Source organism: Mitsuaria sp. MSU3D, from assembly GCF_056867975.1.
The window spans coordinates 1089976-1105378 of record NZ_CP200314.1; the positions used below are offsets into that span (position 1 = coordinate 1089976).

General features: G+C 66.6%; 16 protein-coding genes. 9 read left to right on the forward strand and 7 right to left on the reverse strand.

Annotated features, from left to right (window positions below):
- Positions 1 to 5: 5 nt before the first annotated feature.
- Positions 6 to 1022, reverse strand: a complete 1017-nt coding sequence (gene trpS / locus AC1VNM_RS04930; RefSeq protein ID WP_483106076.1) for a tryptophan--tRNA ligase — start codon at positions 1020 to 1022, stop codon at positions 6 to 8.
- Between the two features lie 157 nt (positions 1023 to 1179).
- Here trpS and purN point away from each other — a divergent pair, with 157 nt between their 5' ends.
- Positions 1180 to 1818, forward strand: coding sequence for a phosphoribosylglycinamide formyltransferase (gene purN, locus AC1VNM_RS04935; RefSeq protein ID WP_483106077.1), 639 nt, complete (start codon positions 1180 to 1182; stop codon positions 1816 to 1818).
- A gap of 59 nt (positions 1819 to 1877) precedes the next feature.
- On the opposite strand, the gene AC1VNM_RS04940 is transcribed toward purN, so the two are convergent.
- Positions 1878 to 2528 carry a DUF1345 domain-containing protein gene (locus AC1VNM_RS04940; RefSeq protein WP_431103133.1) on the reverse strand — a complete coding sequence of 217 codons (651 nt, stop codon included), beginning with the start codon at positions 2526 to 2528 and terminating at the stop codon, positions 1878 to 1880.
- A gap of 18 nt (positions 2529 to 2546) precedes the next feature.
- Positions 2547 to 2825, reverse strand: a complete 279-nt coding sequence (locus tag AC1VNM_RS04945; RefSeq protein WP_483106078.1) for a DUF1653 domain-containing protein — start codon at positions 2823 to 2825, stop codon at positions 2547 to 2549.
- Between the two features lie 69 nt (positions 2826 to 2894).
- Here AC1VNM_RS04945 and AC1VNM_RS04950 point away from each other — a divergent pair, with 69 nt between their 5' ends.
- From AC1VNM_RS04950 to AC1VNM_RS04960, 3 genes are all read left to right on the forward strand, one after another.
- Positions 2895 to 4163: an RsmB/NOP family class I SAM-dependent RNA methyltransferase gene (locus tag AC1VNM_RS04950; RefSeq protein WP_483106079.1), complete on the forward strand. Its 1269-nt coding sequence runs from the start codon at positions 2895 to 2897 to the stop codon at positions 4161 to 4163.
- A 230-nt stretch (positions 4164 to 4393) separates the two neighbouring features.
- Entirely contained in the window at positions 4394 to 5605 is a 1212-nt protein-coding gene (locus AC1VNM_RS04955) for a DesA family fatty acid desaturase (RefSeq protein ID WP_377155498.1), read from the forward strand.
- Positions 5606 to 5753: 148 nt separating this feature from the next.
- Complete coding sequence (locus AC1VNM_RS04960; protein ID WP_483106080.1) at positions 5754 to 6272, forward strand: DUF3016 domain-containing protein; 519 nt, start codon at positions 5754 to 5756, stop codon at positions 6270 to 6272.
- A gap of 88 nt (positions 6273 to 6360) precedes the next feature.
- Here the strand turns inward: AC1VNM_RS04960 and rpmG are convergent, their stop codons facing one another.
- The 3 genes from rpmG to trxB all read right to left on the reverse strand — a co-directional run bounded on the left by rpmG (position 6361) and on the right by trxB (position 8001).
- Entirely contained in the window at positions 6361 to 6531 is a 171-nt protein-coding gene (rpmG, locus tag AC1VNM_RS04965; RefSeq protein ID WP_067273562.1) for a 50S ribosomal protein L33, read from the reverse strand.
- Between the two features lie 22 nt (positions 6532 to 6553).
- Positions 6554 to 6787, reverse strand: a complete 234-nt coding sequence (gene rpmB / locus AC1VNM_RS04970) for a 50S ribosomal protein L28 (protein ID WP_377155495.1) — start codon at positions 6785 to 6787, stop codon at positions 6554 to 6556.
- Between the two features lie 254 nt (positions 6788 to 7041).
- Complete coding sequence (gene trxB / locus AC1VNM_RS04975; protein WP_483106081.1) at positions 7042 to 8001, reverse strand: thioredoxin-disulfide reductase; 960 nt, start codon at positions 7999 to 8001, stop codon at positions 7042 to 7044.
- Between the two features lie 192 nt (positions 8002 to 8193).
- Between trxB and AC1VNM_RS04980 the strand changes: the two genes are divergently transcribed.
- The 5 genes from AC1VNM_RS04980 (at position 8194) to AC1VNM_RS05000 (ending at position 14430) form a co-directional block, all read left to right on the forward strand.
- Entirely contained in the window at positions 8194 to 8862 is a 669-nt protein-coding gene (locus AC1VNM_RS04980) for a Crp/Fnr family transcriptional regulator (protein WP_067273553.1), read from the forward strand.
- A gap of 88 nt (positions 8863 to 8950) precedes the next feature.
- Positions 8951 to 11323 carry a DNA translocase FtsK gene (locus AC1VNM_RS04985; protein WP_377155493.1) on the forward strand — a complete coding sequence of 791 codons (2373 nt, stop codon included), beginning with the start codon at positions 8951 to 8953 and terminating at the stop codon, positions 11321 to 11323.
- Between the two features lie 65 nt (positions 11324 to 11388).
- Positions 11389 to 12009, forward strand: a complete 621-nt coding sequence (gene lolA, locus AC1VNM_RS04990) for an outer membrane lipoprotein periplasmic chaperone LolA (RefSeq protein ID WP_377155492.1) — start codon at positions 11389 to 11391, stop codon at positions 12007 to 12009.
- Between the two features lie 21 nt (positions 12010 to 12030).
- On the forward strand, positions 12031 to 13443 hold the full coding sequence (locus AC1VNM_RS04995; RefSeq protein ID WP_483106082.1) for a replication-associated recombination protein A: 1413 nt from the start codon (positions 12031 to 12033) through the stop codon (positions 13441 to 13443).
- Positions 13444 to 13470: 27 nt separating this feature from the next.
- Positions 13471 to 14430 (forward strand): amino acid ABC transporter substrate-binding protein, encoded by a 960-nt coding sequence (locus AC1VNM_RS05000; protein WP_377155490.1) that lies wholly within the window; start codon positions 13471 to 13473, stop codon positions 14428 to 14430.
- Here the strand turns inward: AC1VNM_RS05000 and AC1VNM_RS05005 are convergent.
- Complete coding sequence (locus AC1VNM_RS05005) at positions 14345 to 15364, reverse strand: LysR family transcriptional regulator (protein ID WP_483106083.1); 1020 nt, start codon at positions 15362 to 15364, stop codon at positions 14345 to 14347. The two genes, AC1VNM_RS05000 and AC1VNM_RS05005, sit on opposite strands and share 86 nt — an antisense overlap.
- Between the last annotated feature and the right edge of the window lie 39 nt (positions 15365 to 15403).

Sequence of the window (15403 nt, forward strand, 5' to 3'; positions counted from 1 at the left end):
CGTGCTCAGTAGTCGATGCCCATCGCGCCGCGCACCTCGCGCAGCGTCTTGCGTGCCACCGCACGGGCACGTTCGGTGCCGACCTCGACGATCCAGTGGACCTTCTTCGGATCGGCGAGCAGATCGTCGGCGCGGGCGCGCCAGGGCGCCTGCTCATCGTGGATCGCCTCGATCAGCGGCTGCTTGCAGTCCAGGCAGCCGATGCCCGCGCTGCGGCAGCCCGACTCGACCCATGCCCGCGTGTCGCTGTCGGCATAGACCTTGTGCAGTGCCCACACCGGGCAGCGCTCGGGCTCGCCCGGATCGCCGCGACGCACGCGCTGCGGATCCGTCTGCATCTTGCGCACCTTGTCGGCGACGACCTCCGGCGCGTCGCGCATCGCGATCGCGTTGCCGTAGGTCTTGCTCATCTTGCGTCCGTCCAGGCCGGGAAGTCGCGAGTTCTCGGTCATCAGCGCCTGCGGCTCCGGGAACAGCGGCGCCGAGGGCTGCCGGTAGAGGTGGTTGAAGCGTCGCGCGACCTCGCGTGTCACCTCGACGTGCGGCGCCTGGTCCTCGCCGACCGGCACGAAGGCCGCCTTGTAGATCAGGATGTCGGCCGCCTGCAGCAGCGGGTAGCCGAGGAAGCCGTAGGTCGCCAGTTCGCGGTTCTCGGCCACGAGGTCCTTGTAGCTCGGCATCCGCTCCAGCCAGCTTGAGGGCGTGCTCATCGCCAGCAGCGTGAACAGCTCGGCGTGTTCCGGCATGCGGCTCTGGATGAAGAGCGTCGCCTGTTCCGGATCGACGCCGGCCGCCATCCAGTCGACGACCATGTCGTAGACGCTCTGTTCCAGGCCTTCGCGATGTTGGTAATGCGTGGTCAGGGCGTGCCAGTCGGCGACGAAGAAGAAGCAGTCGTACGCGTCCTGCAGACGCACCCAGTTCTTCAGCGCGCCGTGGTAATGGCCGAGGTGCAGCGCGCCCGTCGGGCGCATGCCGGAGAGCACGCGCTGGCGCGGGGTGAGGGTGGGTTGGTCGGTCATGGCGGAAGGCTGGGGCGGTGGCCGCACCGGCGCGCGGCGATCTCGGGACGAGGTCGGACATGCGACGGCGGGAGGGCGATTGTAGGGAGCGTCGGCCCGGTCGCCGCCGGTCATGGCAGTGCGCTGGCGCCGATGCCCTTGGCTACACTGCCGGCCCATGAAGAACATCGTGATCCTGATCTCCGGGCGAGGCTCCAACATGGAGGCCATCGTCCAGGCCTGCACGGCCGGTGGATGGCCGGCCCGCATCGCCGCGGTGATCAGCAACCGGCCGGATGCCGCCGGGCTTGAATTCGCGCGGGCGCATGGCGTCGCCACCGCGGTCGTCGACCACAAGGCCTTCGGCAAGGGAGACGCCGCGCGCGCCGCGTTCGATGCGGAACTGCAGCGCGTCGTCGACGGCTTCGCCCCCGATCTGGTGGTGCTGGCCGGCTTCATGCGCATCCTGACGCCGGCGTTCACCGGTCATTACTCGGGGCGCATGCTCAACATCCACCCGTCGCTGCTGCCGGCATTCACGGGGCTGCACACGCACCAGCGCGCCATCGAGGCCGGCTGCCGCGTGGCGGGGGCGACGGTGCACTTCGTGACGGCGGAGCTGGACCATGGTCCGATCGTCGCGCAGGCCATCGTGCCGGTGCTGGACGGCGACGACGAGGCGGCGCTGGCGGCGCGCGTGCTCAAGGTCGAACACCGCATGTACCCGAGCGCCGTGCGCTGGTTCGTCGAGGGGCAGCTCGCGATCGAGGGCGCGCGCGTCCTCCATCGCGGCGGCGAGCCGCAGATGTTCAACTAACCGCATGGCCGCACGACCCGTCGCAGGCTGCGCCGAGGGCTGACTCCCGGGCCCGGCGTTCAGCCCAGCATGCCGGCAAGGAAGTTGATCGTCAGCGCCAGCACGACCGTGTTGAACACGAAGGCCTGTATCGCCTGCACCAGCACCAGTCGCCGGATCGGTCGCGCGCTGACGACGACGTCCGAGGTCTGTGAGGTCGCGGCGACCGTGGCCGCGAAATAGAAGAAATCCAGGTAGTCGGGGGCATCCTCGTCGCCGGGGAACTCCAGCCCGTGGGGCGCCTTCGGGCCGCAGTGGAACAGCGACGCATACGCCAGTCCGAACTCCACTGGAAGCAGCAGCCACGAACCGGTCAGCGTCGCCGATGCCACCAGCAGGTGCGGCCAGGCCTTCAACAGGCCGGCCTCTTTCACCTGCGCCAGTTCCAGCGCGATCGCCGCCATGCTGGCGGCACCGCCGAGGATCGCCAAGACCAGCACCGTCGGCGCACCGTCCGCGACAGCGCTGGCCTGCTCCTCGACGTCTTCCGCATCGGTGCGGAACATCATCCAGCCGATCAGCACGAGGTAGGTCCAGACGCCGGCGCTCCAGCCCAGCAACGCGCGGGTATGCCAGGCCAGTTCGACCGGCCAGGCGGCCGCCAGCAGTGCGCCGGTGGCCGCGCCGATCAGCAGGCGGGGGCGGCGCTTGATCTGGTGCAGCAGGGGCATGGGCCGATCCACGCGCAATCAGTCCGGGATCCGGGCGAAGCGCGGCTGCGTCACCCCGTCGATGTCGACGGAGCCGAAGAACATGCCGTAAGGACGCACCCACAGGCCACTGTCGTTGTAGAGCGGCACGTAGAGCACGAGGGGCTCCAGCGTCTCGCTGTGGCGGACGACGCCGCGGACTTCGTACTCGCCGCCCTTGTAGTGGCGGTAGCGCCCGGTGGGCGCCTTGGGCAGCGGTTGCAGCGGATCGCCGGCGCCGTGCGCGGCAGGGTCTGGGACGGTGTGGGAGGCGCTCATGGGCAGGGTCGTGACGGCAGGAATGGGGCAGGGCGCGGGCCTGGCGCCGGAGCCGGGGATAATCGCGCGATGCATCCTAATGCCCTTCTTGAACTCTGCGCCGAACTGGTGGACAGCCTGCTGCTGTTCGACAAGCCCGCCGACGCCCTCGTTTCCGATTTCTTCCGTGCGCACAAGGCGCTCGGCCAGCGCGAGCGCCACACCATCGCCGAAACCGCCTACGCCGTGCTGCGCCAGCGTCCGGTGCTGCAGCATCTGGCCCAGTCGGGCCGCGGTCCGATGTCGCGGCGGCTGGCGATCCTCGCCTGGGCCGGCAGCGACACCTTCCTCCGCGCGGCGACCGATGACCAGGAGCAGCAATGGCTCAAGCAGGTGGCGAAGGTCGACCGCAGCAAGCTGCCGGAGAAGCTGCGCCACAACCTGCCCGACTGGCTGGTCGAGCCGCTGAGGCAGCGTCTGGGTGATGAGCAGTTCTGGCAACTGGCGGACGCCGTCAACGTGTCCGCGCCCCTGGACCTGCGTGTCAACCTGCTGAAGGCCAAGCGCGAGGACGTGCAGGCGGCCTTGAAGGACAAGGGATTCGCGTCGTCGCTGACGCCGTTCTCGCCCTGGGGCCTGCGGCTCGAAGGCAAGCCGGCGCTGCAGAAGCTGGACGTCTTCACCAGCGGCCAGGTCGAGGTGCAGGATGAAGGCAGCCAATTGCTGTCCTTGCTCACCGAGGCCAAACGCGGAGAGATGGTCGTCGATTTCTGCGCCGGCGCCGGCGGCAAGACCCTGGCGCTGGGTGCCGCGATGCGCAACACCGGTCGGCTGTATGCATTCGACGTCTCGGGGCATCGACTCGACAAGCTCAAGCCGCGCCTGGCGCGCAGCGGGCTGTCGAACGTCTACCCCGTGCAGATCAGCAACGAACGCGATGAGCGCGTCAAGCGCCTGGCCGGCAAGATCGACCGCGTGCTGGTCGATGCGCCGTGCTCGGGCCTGGGCACGCTGCGCCGGAATCCCGATCTGAAATGGCGCCAATCCCCGAACAGCGTCCTGGAATTGCACGACAAGCAGCTGGCCATCCTGAACAGCGCCTCGCGCCTGCTCAAGCCGGGCGGCCGCCTGGTCTATGCGACCTGTTCGCTGCTCGATGCCGAGAACGAGTCGGTCGCCCAGGCCTTCGCGGAGGCGCATCCCGACTTCGTCCTGATGCCCGCGCAGGACGTGCTGACCCACGCCCAGGTCGACGCGACCCAGGCTGCACAGCTGTCCGAGAACGGCTATCTGCGCCTGTGGCCGCATCGTCATCAGAGCGACGGCTTCTTCGCGGCCGTCTGGGAACGTAAGAAATGAGTCTGCCGACCGGACTTGGCGGGGTCCGATGAGCGGCATGTTTCTTATTGCGAACAGGTTATCGTGTCTGTTCGATCACGTCTTCAGGCCCTTCCGGTCGTGAAGCGTCAAAAGACCGACGGGAAAGCGGCTTACATCTGGGCGATTTCTAGAGTGCGTCGCCTACAATCGGGGCTTCCTGTGGACAACTGGCTCCTCGCGAGCAGGGTTAGGACCGAATGAACGTATTGATGTCTGTGCACGACGCCATCCTGGCGTGGATGATCGACGGCCTCACCGGCGCCAGCTGGTGGCAGATCGTGGTCTTCACCCTCGTGGTGACGCATATCACCATTGCTGGCGTCACGATCTTCCTGCACCGCGCCCAGGCGCACCGGGCACTCGACCTGGGTCCGATTCCGTCGCACTTCTTCCGCTTCTGGATGTGGCTGACGACCGGCATGGTCACTCGCGAATGGGTGGCCATCCACCGCAAGCACCACGCGAAGTGCGAGACCGAGGATGATCCGCACAGCCCCGTCACCCGCGGCATCAAGACGGTGATGACGCGTGGCGCCGAGTTGTACCGCGCCGAAGCCAAGAACGAGGAAACGATCAAGAAGTTCAGCCATGGCGTGCCGGACGACTGGATCGAGCGCCATGTCTACACCGGCCGTTCGGTGTGGGGCGTGTCCCTGATGATGATCATCGACCTGGCGCTGTTCGGCGTGGCCGGCATGGCGGTCTGGGCGGTGCAGATGGCCTGGATCCCGTTCTGGGCCGCCGGCGTGATCAACGGCGTCGGTCACTATTGGGGCTATCGCAACTTCGAGGCGCAGGACGCGTCGACGAACGTCTCGCCGTGGGGTGTGATCATTGGCGGCGAAGAGCTGCACAACAATCACCACACCTATCCGACCTCGGCCAAGTTCTCGGTCAAGCCTTTCGAGTTCGACATCGGCTGGGGCTACATCCGTGCGATGGAGATGATCGGCTGGGCGAAGGTGCGCAAGACCGCGCCCCAGATGAAGACCGGCGAACTCAAGGCGGTGGCCGACAAGGACACGCTGGAGGCCATCATCGCCAACCGCTATGAAGTGATGGCGCGTTATGCGCGCGGCCTGCGCGGCGCCTGCAAGGCCGAGCTGCTCCAGTTGAAGGCTGCGGGCGAGCAGCACAGCGTCAAGTTCCATCAGTTCAAGCTGGCGACCCGCTGGCTGCATCGCGATGCCGAGAAGATCCCGGCTGCCTATCAGGAGCAACTGAACGGCGCCCGCGCGGCGAGCCCGGTGCTCGACAAGCTGGTGACGATGCGCGAAGAACTGCGTCAGTTGTGGACCCGCACGAACGTGTCGGCTGAGCAGCTGGTGCATGACCTGCAGGCCTGGTGCCGCAAGGCCGAAGAAAGCGGCATCGCCGAACTGAAGGCTTTCGCGACGGGTTTGCGCACGGTGCGCGTCTGAGCGAAGGTCGGCTCATCGTGCCCCGAGGTCGGCCAGAGTGATGGCTGACACCCAGGCGGAGATGAAGCAATGCAAAGGGCGCCCCTACTGGGCGCCTTTTTCTTGGCGGCGCCCATAATTTGTTGAACTCTCAGACAAGGAGATTGACATGATGGCCTCGACCCTTTTCAAGCGCACTGTGTTGTTCGGCCTGATGGGCGCCAGCCTGGGCGCGATCGCCGCGGCTGCGCAGGCTCAAGCGGAAGTCAACTTCATCAAGCCGGAGAACTTCTCCGACATCGGCTGGGTCGGCGTGGACCGCGACAACGCCATGAAGCAACTGGAAGAGCACTTCAAGGCGCTCGCCGCGCGCGAGCTGCCCGGCAAGCAGCTCAAGATCGACGTCACCGACGTCGACCTCGCGGGGGAAGTCGAACCGCATGTCCGCACCGATCGGCTCCGCATCCTTCGATCGGTGACGATTCCGCGCATGAGCTTCACCTATACGCTCAGCGAGAACGGCCAGGTCCTGAAGTCCGGCAAGGCGGACTTGAAGGACATGGACTACCAGAATGGCGTCGGCAACCGCTACTTCGACTCCGAGCCGCTGCGCTATGAGAAGAAGATGATCGACGACTGGATGGCGCGCGAACTGCTTGGCAAGGCGCACCTGGCGCCGACCCGCTGATCGCGATGGGGGCCGTGACGCCCCTTTTCGGTCGCCCATGAAAAAACCCGCCGAGAGGCGGGTTTTCTTCTTCAAGGACCGGGCTGAATCACTTCAGCTTGGTTTCCTTGTACAGCACGTGCTTGCGTGCCTTGGGGTCGAACTTCATGAATTCCAGCTTTTGAGGCGTGGTCTTCTTGTTCTTGTTGGTGGTGTAGAAATGACCGGTGCCGGCAGTGGATTCCAGCTTGATCTTCTCGCGTCCGCCTTTGGATGCCATGGTGTCGCTCCTGGTTCAGTGATTAGGCTTGACCGCGCGCGCGCAGGTCGGCCAGCACGGCGTCAATGCCCTTCTTGTCGATCAGACGCAGCCCGGCGTTGGTGATGCGCAGACGGACCCAGCGGTTTTCGCTTTCGACCCAGAAACGGCGGTATTGCAGGTTCGGGAGGAACCGGCGCTTGGTTTTGTTGTTGGCGTGGGAAACGTTGTTCCCGACCATGGGCTTCTTGCCCGTGACTTCGCAGACGCGTGCCATGAGGACACTCCGATACTTGTCATCCGGCGACCGTCCCAATCGTCTCGACCTCGCTGTCGAGTCGCGGGCGGCGGCCTCACCTCGCCATAGGGTGGCGGTATCCCATCTTCCTCGCGTCAAGATCCTTCACAGGTTGATGGCGCGGGGAAACGAAGAGTGTAGCAGAAACGAACCGGCCCGCGCAAAGGCGGGCCGGTCAGTGAGCCTCGGGGACGCCCCGTCCAGGGGCGCCACGGTCGCGCAGCGCGGAAGGATCAGGCTGATTCCTGCTCCAGGAAACGCTGAGCATCCAGCGCTGCCATGCAGCCGGTGCCGGCACTGGTGATGGCCTGGCGATACACATGGTCCTGCACGTCGCCCGCGGCGAACACGCCCGGCACGGTGGTCATCGTGGCGAAGCCTTCCAGACCGCTCTTCGTGCGGATGTAGCCGTCCTTCATCTCGATCTGGCCCTGGAAGATGTCCGTGTTGGGCTTGTGACCGATCGCGATGAAGCAGCCCTGCAACTTGATGTCGGTGGTCGTGCCGTCCTGCGTGCTCTTGATGCGCACGCCGGTCACGCCGCTCGCGTCGCCCAGCACCTCGTCCAGCGTGTGGAACACGTGCAGCTCGATCTTGCCGGCCTTGACCTTGTCCATCAGCTTGTCGACCAGGATCGGCTCGGCGCGGAACTTGTCGCGACGATGGATCAGATGGACCTTGCTGGCGATGTTGGACAGGTACAGCGCTTCCTCGACCGCGGTATTGCCGCCGCCGACGACGCAGACTTCCTGCTCGCGATAGAAGAAGCCGTCGCAGGTCGCGCAGGCGCTGACGCCGCGGCCCATGAACGATTCTTCCGACGGCAGTCCCAGGTATTGCGCGGAAGCGCCGGTGGCCAGGATCACCGCGTCGGCCGTGTAGACCGCGCTGTCGCCGGTGAGCGTGAACGGACGCTTGGAAAAGTCGACGCTGTTGATGTGGTCGAAGACGATCTCGGTCTGGAAACGCTCGGCGTGTTCCTGGAAGCGCTGCATCAGTTCGGGACCTTGCACGCCCATCACGTCGGCGGGCCAGTTGTCCACTTCGGTCGTGGTCATCAACTGACCCCCTTGCGCCATGCCCGTCACCAGAAGCGGCTTCAAGTTGGCACGCGCCGCATAGATGGCGGCGGTGTAGCCGGCGGGGCCGGAACCGAGGATCAACAGCTGGGCGTGGCGGGTGTTTTGGCTCATGACGGGGGAAATGGGGATGCGTTCAACGGACGCAAGGGTCGACAGCCTAAGGGGACCGGCGGGCGGCCTATGGCGTTGACCCTATGAACAGGCGTGAACAAATTGGCACAATGCATCCATTCTAGGTGGCGGGTCTCTCTGCCATCCTGACAACCACGATTGACCCTAACCCCCGACAGGAGGCATCCCTTCATGGCCATGTTGTCCAATTTGGATCTGATCCGCAGGGTTCCCTTGTTCTCCCTGCTGACCGCCGACCAGGCCCAGTCCATCGCGGACAGCGTCGTCAAACGGCGCTTCAAACGCGGCGAGTTGATCGTCGAGCAGGGCACCAAGTCCAACGCGCTCTTCATCCTGCTCAACGGCCGCGCCCGCGTGCTGACCGCGGACAGCCGCGGCCGCGAAGTCATCCTCGCCGTGCTGCAGCCTGGCGACTACGTCGGCGAGATGAGCCTCATCGACAACGAGCCGCACTCGGCCACGGTCCGCGCCGAGGTGCAGACCGACATGCTGGTGCTGGGCCGCGCCGATTTCGGACGCGGTCTGCCGGATTCGTCGAGCCTGGCCTACGGCATCCTGCGCGGCCTCGTCGCGCGGCTGAGAAACGCGGACCGCCAGATCGAGTCGCTCGCGCTGCTCGATGTCTACGGTCGCGTCGCGCGTACGCTGCTGGACATGGCGGAGGAAGAGAAGGGCGTGAAGATCATTCGCGGCAAGGTATCGCGGCAGGACATGGCGAAGGTCGTCGGCGCGTCGCGCGAGATGGTCAGCCGCGTCATGAAGGACCTGGAGGACAAGGGCGTCATCGAGACGCTCGAGAACGGCTCCGTGGTCATCAAGGAACGCCTGCAGCACGACTGAGGCGCCAGAGACTGACGCTTCAACGTTTCTTCACCTTGGTGAGGAGCCCCGCGTCCGGGACGCGGGGCTTGTGCGTCACAATCGAGGAATGAGTTTTCCCGGTTCCCTGCTGGGCGGCGGTGACGACGCCGCTCCGACCGAGCGCCCCGCGCCGGCACGCAAGTCCAAGAAGGCCGCGCCGCCCGCCGCGCCGCCCGCGCCTCCCAGTCCGCTGCGCACGCCGCTGTGGCTGCTGATCGGCGCGCTGGTGTGGTGCCTGGTCTTGCTCGCCATGGTCAGCCATGACCGCGCCGATGCGGCCTTCAGTACCGCCGGCACCTCAGCCCCGGCGCACAACCGCGTCGGTGCGCTCGGCGCCTGGATCTCCGACCTGATGCTGTTCGGCTTCGGCTACTCCTGCTGGTGGCTGATGCTCATCTCGCTGCGTGCGTGGCTGAGCGGCCTGGCGCGTATGCTGCGCGCCGACGGCGGTCCGATGCTCACGTTCAAGGAACGCCTGCCGACCGTGGCCGGCCTCGTGCTCCTGATGGCCGCGAGCTGCGCGCTCGAATGGACCCGCCTCTATGGCTGGGAGTCGCACCTGCCCGGACATGCCGGCGGCGTGTTGGGCTACCTGCTCGGACCCGCCAGCATGAAGCTGCTCGGCTTCGCGGGTTCTGGCGTCGTGTGGATCGCCGCGCTGGTGGCCGGCGTGTCGCTGGCGCTGAAGTTCTCCTGGCTGCGCGTGGCCGAGCAGATCGGAACCAAGATCGAACGTCTGATCGAGAAGCGCGAGGTCCGTCGCGAGATCGCCGAGGACAAGCGCGTCGGCAAGGAAGCCAAACGCGAGCGCGAAGCGGTCGTCGAGGTCGAGCGTCTGGTCGAGGAAGAGCATCACATCCCGATCGTCATCGAGCCGCCGGTCGCCGAGGTGCCGAAGTCCACGCGCGTCATCAAGGAGCGCCAGCAGACGCTGTTCACCGATCCGACGGACGCGAAGCTGCCCCAGGTGGACCTGTTGGACGCGCCGCCGCCGCGCATCGAGACGGTGACGCCCGAATCGCTGGAGATGACCAGCCGCATGATCGAGAAGAAGTTGAAGGACTTCGGCGTCGATGTGCGGGTGGTGGCGGCCTCGCCGGGGCCGGTGATCACGCGTTACGAGATCGAGCCGGCGACCGGCGTGAAGGGCTCGCAGATCCTGGGCCTGGCCAAGGACCTGGCGCGCTCGTTGAGCCTGACCTCGATCCGCGTCGTCGAGACCATCCCGGGCAAGAACTACATGGCGCTGGAGCTGCCGAACGCGCGCCGCCAGACCATCCGGCTGTCCGAGATCCTGGGCTCCCAGGTCTACGCCGACGCCGCGTCGCCGCTGACGATGGGCCTGGGCAAGGACATCGTCGGTCTGCCGGTGGTGGCCGACCTGGCCAAGATGCCGCACTGCCTGGTGGCCGGCACGACCGGCTCGGGCAAGTCGGTGGGCATCAACGCGATGATCCTGTCGGTGCTCTACAAGGCCGAGGCCCGCGATGTCCGTCTGATCCTGATCGATCCGAAGATGCTCGAAATGAGCGTCTACGAAGGCATCCCGCATCTGCTGGCACCCGTCGTGACCGACATGAAGCAGGCCAGCAACGCGTTGAACTGGTGTGTCAACGAGATGGAGCGGCGCTACAAGCTCATGTCCAAGATGGGCGTGCGCAACCTCGCGGGCTTCAACAAGAAGATCGCCGACGCGGCCGAACGCGAGGAAAAGATCCCCAACCCGTTCAGCCTGACGCCGGAAGAGCCGGAACCGCTGGAGCGTCTGCCGCACATCGTCGTCGTCATCGACGAACTGGCTGACCTGATGATGGTCGTCGGCAAGAAGATCGAGGAACTGATCGCCCGCCTGGCGCAGAAGGCGCGGGCGGCCGGCATCCATCTGATCCTCGCGACGCAACGTCCGTCGGTCGACGTGATCACCGGCCTGATCAAGGCCAACATCCCGACGCGCCTGTCCTTCCAGGTATCGAGCAAGATCGACTCGCGGACCATCCTCGACCAGATGGGCGCGGAAGCGCTGCTGGGCATGGGCGACATGCTCTACATGGCGTCGGGTACCGGCCTGCCGGTGCGCGTGCACGGCGCGTTCGTCAGCGACGACGAGGTGCATCGCGTCGTCGAGTACCTGAAGGAGCAAGGCGAGCCCAACTACATCGAAGGCATCCTGGAAGGCGGCGTGCTGGACGGCGATGGGGGCGGCGATGGGCTGCCTGGCCTGACAGCAGGCGGCGACGGCGAATCCGACCCGATGTACGACCAGGCGGTGGGCATCGTCCTGCAGCACAAGCGGGCATCGATCTCGCTGGTGCAGAGACATCTGCGCATCGGCTACAACCGGGCCGCCCGTTTGCTGGAGCAGATGGAGAAGTCCGGTGTCGTCTCGGCGATGGCCACCAACGGCAACCGCGACATCATCGTGCCCAAGCGGGACGACTGACGGCGTCACCGGACGCGACCACTGAACGCGACGAATGAACGCGACGAATGATTGAGGCTTCCTCCATGCTCCGTATCCTGACTCGTGGCATCGCGGCGATCGCCGTCTGCGTCACGCAATTGGCTCACGCCGACGGCGTGAGCGCGCTGCAGCAGTTCGTCACCGAAGTGAAGAGCGGCCGCGCGGCGTTCACGCAGACCGTCACCGCACCCGATGGCAAGCGCAAGAAGACGACGACCGGCACCTTCGAGTTCCAACGCCCGAACCAGTTCCGCTTCAGCTACGCCAAGCCGGCCGAGCAATTGATCGTGGCCGACGGCAAGGAAGTGTGGATCTACGACCCGGACCTGCAGCAGGCCAGCGTCCGCAACATGGACCAGGCGTTGGGCGCGACGCCGGTGTCGCTGCTCGCGGGCGGCGACCTGTCGAAGGATTTCACGCTGAAGTCGTTGCCGGCCGCGAACGGCCTGGACTGGGTGCAGGCTACGCCCAAGCGGAACGACAGCGGTCTGCAGAGCCTGAAGCTCGGTTTCAAGGGGCGCGAACTGGGCGCGCTGGAGATCGTCGACGGTTTCGGCCAGCAGTCGGTGATGCAGTTCAGTGCGATCGAGCCGAACGCCAAGGTGTCGGCCGACCGCTTCCGCTTCAACCCGCCGCCGGGCACGGACATCGCTCGCCAACCCTGAGCGGCGTCTGAGTCAGCATCGATGAGCAACGCGTCGCTCTTTCCGGACGAGTTCGATTCCGTCCCGGGCGGACGGCCTGCGAGGGCCGCACCGAGCCAGCACGCACCGCTGCCGGAACGGCTGCGGCCGCACAAGCTCGACGAGGTCGTCGGCCAGCGCCACCTGCTGGGCGAGGGCATGCCGCTGCGTGTCGCGCTCGAGAGCGGCCGGCCGCATTCGATGATCCTGTGGGGGCCGCCCGGCGTCGGCAAGACGACGCTGGCGCGCCTGATGACGCAGCACTTCGATGCACAGTTCATCGCGATCTCCGCGGTCCTGGGCGGCGTCAAGGACATCCGCGAGGCGGTCGACCGCGCGCAGGTCGCGGCGGGGCAGGGGCGGCGCACGATCGTGTTCGTCGATGAGGTCCACCGCTTCAACAAGGCGCAGCAGGACGCCTTCCTGCCGCACGTCGAGTCGGGGCTGTTCAGCTTCATCGGAGCGACGACCGAGAACCCGTCGTTCGAGGTGAACTCGGCGCTGCTGTCGCGGGCGACGGTGCACGTGCTGAAGTCGCTCGACGAGCAGGACATGCGCGAACTGCTGACGCGCGGGCGCGAGGCGCTCGGCGCGCCACCGGTGAGCGAGGCCGCCACGCTGCGCTTGATCGGTTATGCCGACGGCGATGCGCGGCGTCTGCTGAACACGCTGGAGACCGTGGCGCAACTGACCCCCGCGGGCACGGCGGAGATCGACGAGGCACTGCTGGAGCGCACGCTGGGCGAGCAATTGCGGCGCTACGACAAGGGCGGCGACCAGTTCTACGACGTCATTTCGGCGCTGCACAAGTCGGTGCGAGGCTCCCATCCGGATGCGGCGTTGTATTGGCTGGTGCGGATGCTCGACGGCGGTGTCGATGCGCGCTACATCACGCGGCGACTGGTCCGGATGGCCAGCGAAGACATTGGAAACGCCGATCCGCGTGCACTGCGGATCTGCCTGGATGCGGCCGAAACCTATGAGCGTCTCGGGTCGCCGGAGGGTGAGCTCGCGCTGGCGCAGGCGGTCGTCTATCTGGCGATCGCGCCGAAGTCGAATGCCGTCTACAACGCCTACAACCAGGTCCGCGCGCTGATCAAGCAGGACAGCTCGCGGCCGGTGCCGGTCCATCTGCGCAACGCGCCGACGCGTCTCATGAAGGAGCTCGGCTACGGCAAGGCCTATCGCTACGCGCATGACTTCCCCGGTGCGTACGTGGCCGGCGAGCAGTACCTGCCGGACGGCCTCGAGGATCAGCGCTTCTATGAACCCGTGCCGCGCGGCCTGGAGATCAAGATCGGCGCGCGGCTCGACGAATTGCGGCGGCTCGACGCCGGAGCGCTCGGACAGGACGATGCCCCCGGTCGAGGCGGCACCGATGGCATCGGCGAAAACGGTGAAAACGGCGAGGCCTGATCGATGAGTGCGCGGATCGTCAGCGTTGTGACCGCGGTCCTTCTGATGTTGGTGTGGACGGCGGGCGCGTTGCCCGCGAGCGCCGCGCCGGTCAAGCCGGGACTCGCCGGACCGTCGGCGTCGCGCCTGGCGCAACCGCCAGAAGGCCCGACGCTGACGCGCATCCGCGAAACCGGGGTCGTCGTCATCGGTTACCGGCCGGCGTCGGCACCGTTCAGCTATCTCGACGCGCAGCTGCGGCCGACGGGCTATTCCGTCGAACTCTGCGAGCGCGTGATCGCGTCGCTGCGCGTGCGGCTCAAGCTGCCCGACCTGGAGGTGCGACGCGTCGCGGTCGGCTCGGCGACGCGCATGCCGATGGTCAGCAATGGCACCTTGGACATGGAGTGCGGCATCACGACCAACACCGCCGAGCGCGCGCGCAGTCAGGCATTCTCGGTGACGATCTTCGTGGCCGAGACCAAGCTGATGACGCGCCACGGCGAGAAGGTGCAGAGCCTGCTTGACCTTCGCGGCCGGCCGGTGGTGAGCACCATCGGCACGACCAGCATCCAGCACCTGGCCAAGGTCAATGAGCAACAGGGGCTGAACATCCGCATCGTCGCGGGGCTGGACGACCCGGACGCATTCCAGCTGCTGCGCAGCGGCCGCGCCGACGCGTTCATGATGGACGACGTGATCATCCGCAGCCTGCTGGCGCAGCAGGGTGCGGCGGTTTCGACGGACGACTACGTGATCTCCGATCGCGCGTTGACCGTGGAGCCCTATGCGATCGGGCTCAATCGCGACGATCCGATGTTCAAGACCATGGTCGACGACGTGCTGACCGGCCTGTACCGCAGCGGCGAGATCCACACCATCTACAGACGCTGGTTCGAGTCGCCGCTGCCGCCGACGGGCATCAACCTGAAGCTGCCGATGAACGCTGCTTTCCGGCGCGTGGTCGCTCAGCCGACGGACTCGCCGGATCCGGAGCGCTACCGCTGAACGGCGTACCTGCCGGCGTCCGATCGCCAGCGATCGTGCCGGAGCAGCCTTCGCGACCGTTCAGCAGTTCGACGAAACGCCGTGCGGCGAGTCCGAGCGGCCGCGTCTGCGTCCAGACGACGTCGACGTAGAGCTGCAGGGCGGTCGTGAAGTTGCCTGCGGGAATCTGCACCAGTTCCCCCGAGGCCAGCGCCGCGCGCACGAACCCCGACGGCAACCACGCCCATCCTAGGCCCGCGGACACCATCCGCAAGGCCGCCACCGGACTGTCGGTGCGCCATTGCACGCGGGACACTGCGATCCGCTTGTCGACGTCGCAGGCGTCACGACCGGCGACCAGGATCTGACGTTCGCCGATGAGGTGCTCATCGCGTAGCGCCGACGGATCGCGCGCGAGCATCGGATGCGAGGTCGCCGCGACGGCGATCAGCGTTTCGCGGGCTACTTCCTGGAACTGCTCCGACGGGTCGAGTCCTTGTCGCTCGAAGACGAGGGCCAGTTGCGCGCGGCCGGACTTCAGCATCGCGAGCGCGTCCGCCTGCGGTGCGGTCAGTACCTCGACGTCCAGCAGCGGGAACTCGGCGGACAGCGTCGTCAGTGCGTCGCTCCATGGCGTTGCTGCGACGAGCTCGGGCACGACCGTGATCGTCAGCGAGGGCTCCAGCCCTTGGGTCATCGACAACGCATGGCGGTTGAGCTGGCCGAGCTGCTCGGCCAGCCGGGGCGCCTGCGGCACCAGCGCGAGCGCCTGCGCGGTGGGGACGGGTTCCCGGCCGGCGCGGTCGAAGAGAGGGAGGTCGAGCTGAGCTTCCAGGTTCGCGATCGTCATGCTGACGGCTGAGGGCACGCGCCCCAGCGCGCGCGCCGCAGCGGAGAACGAACCGTGGTCGATCGCCGCGAGGAAGACGCGGAGGTTGTCGAGGTCGAAAGCCATGGTGGTCCCTGATCTGTCAGGCAATCTGATGGATGCTGA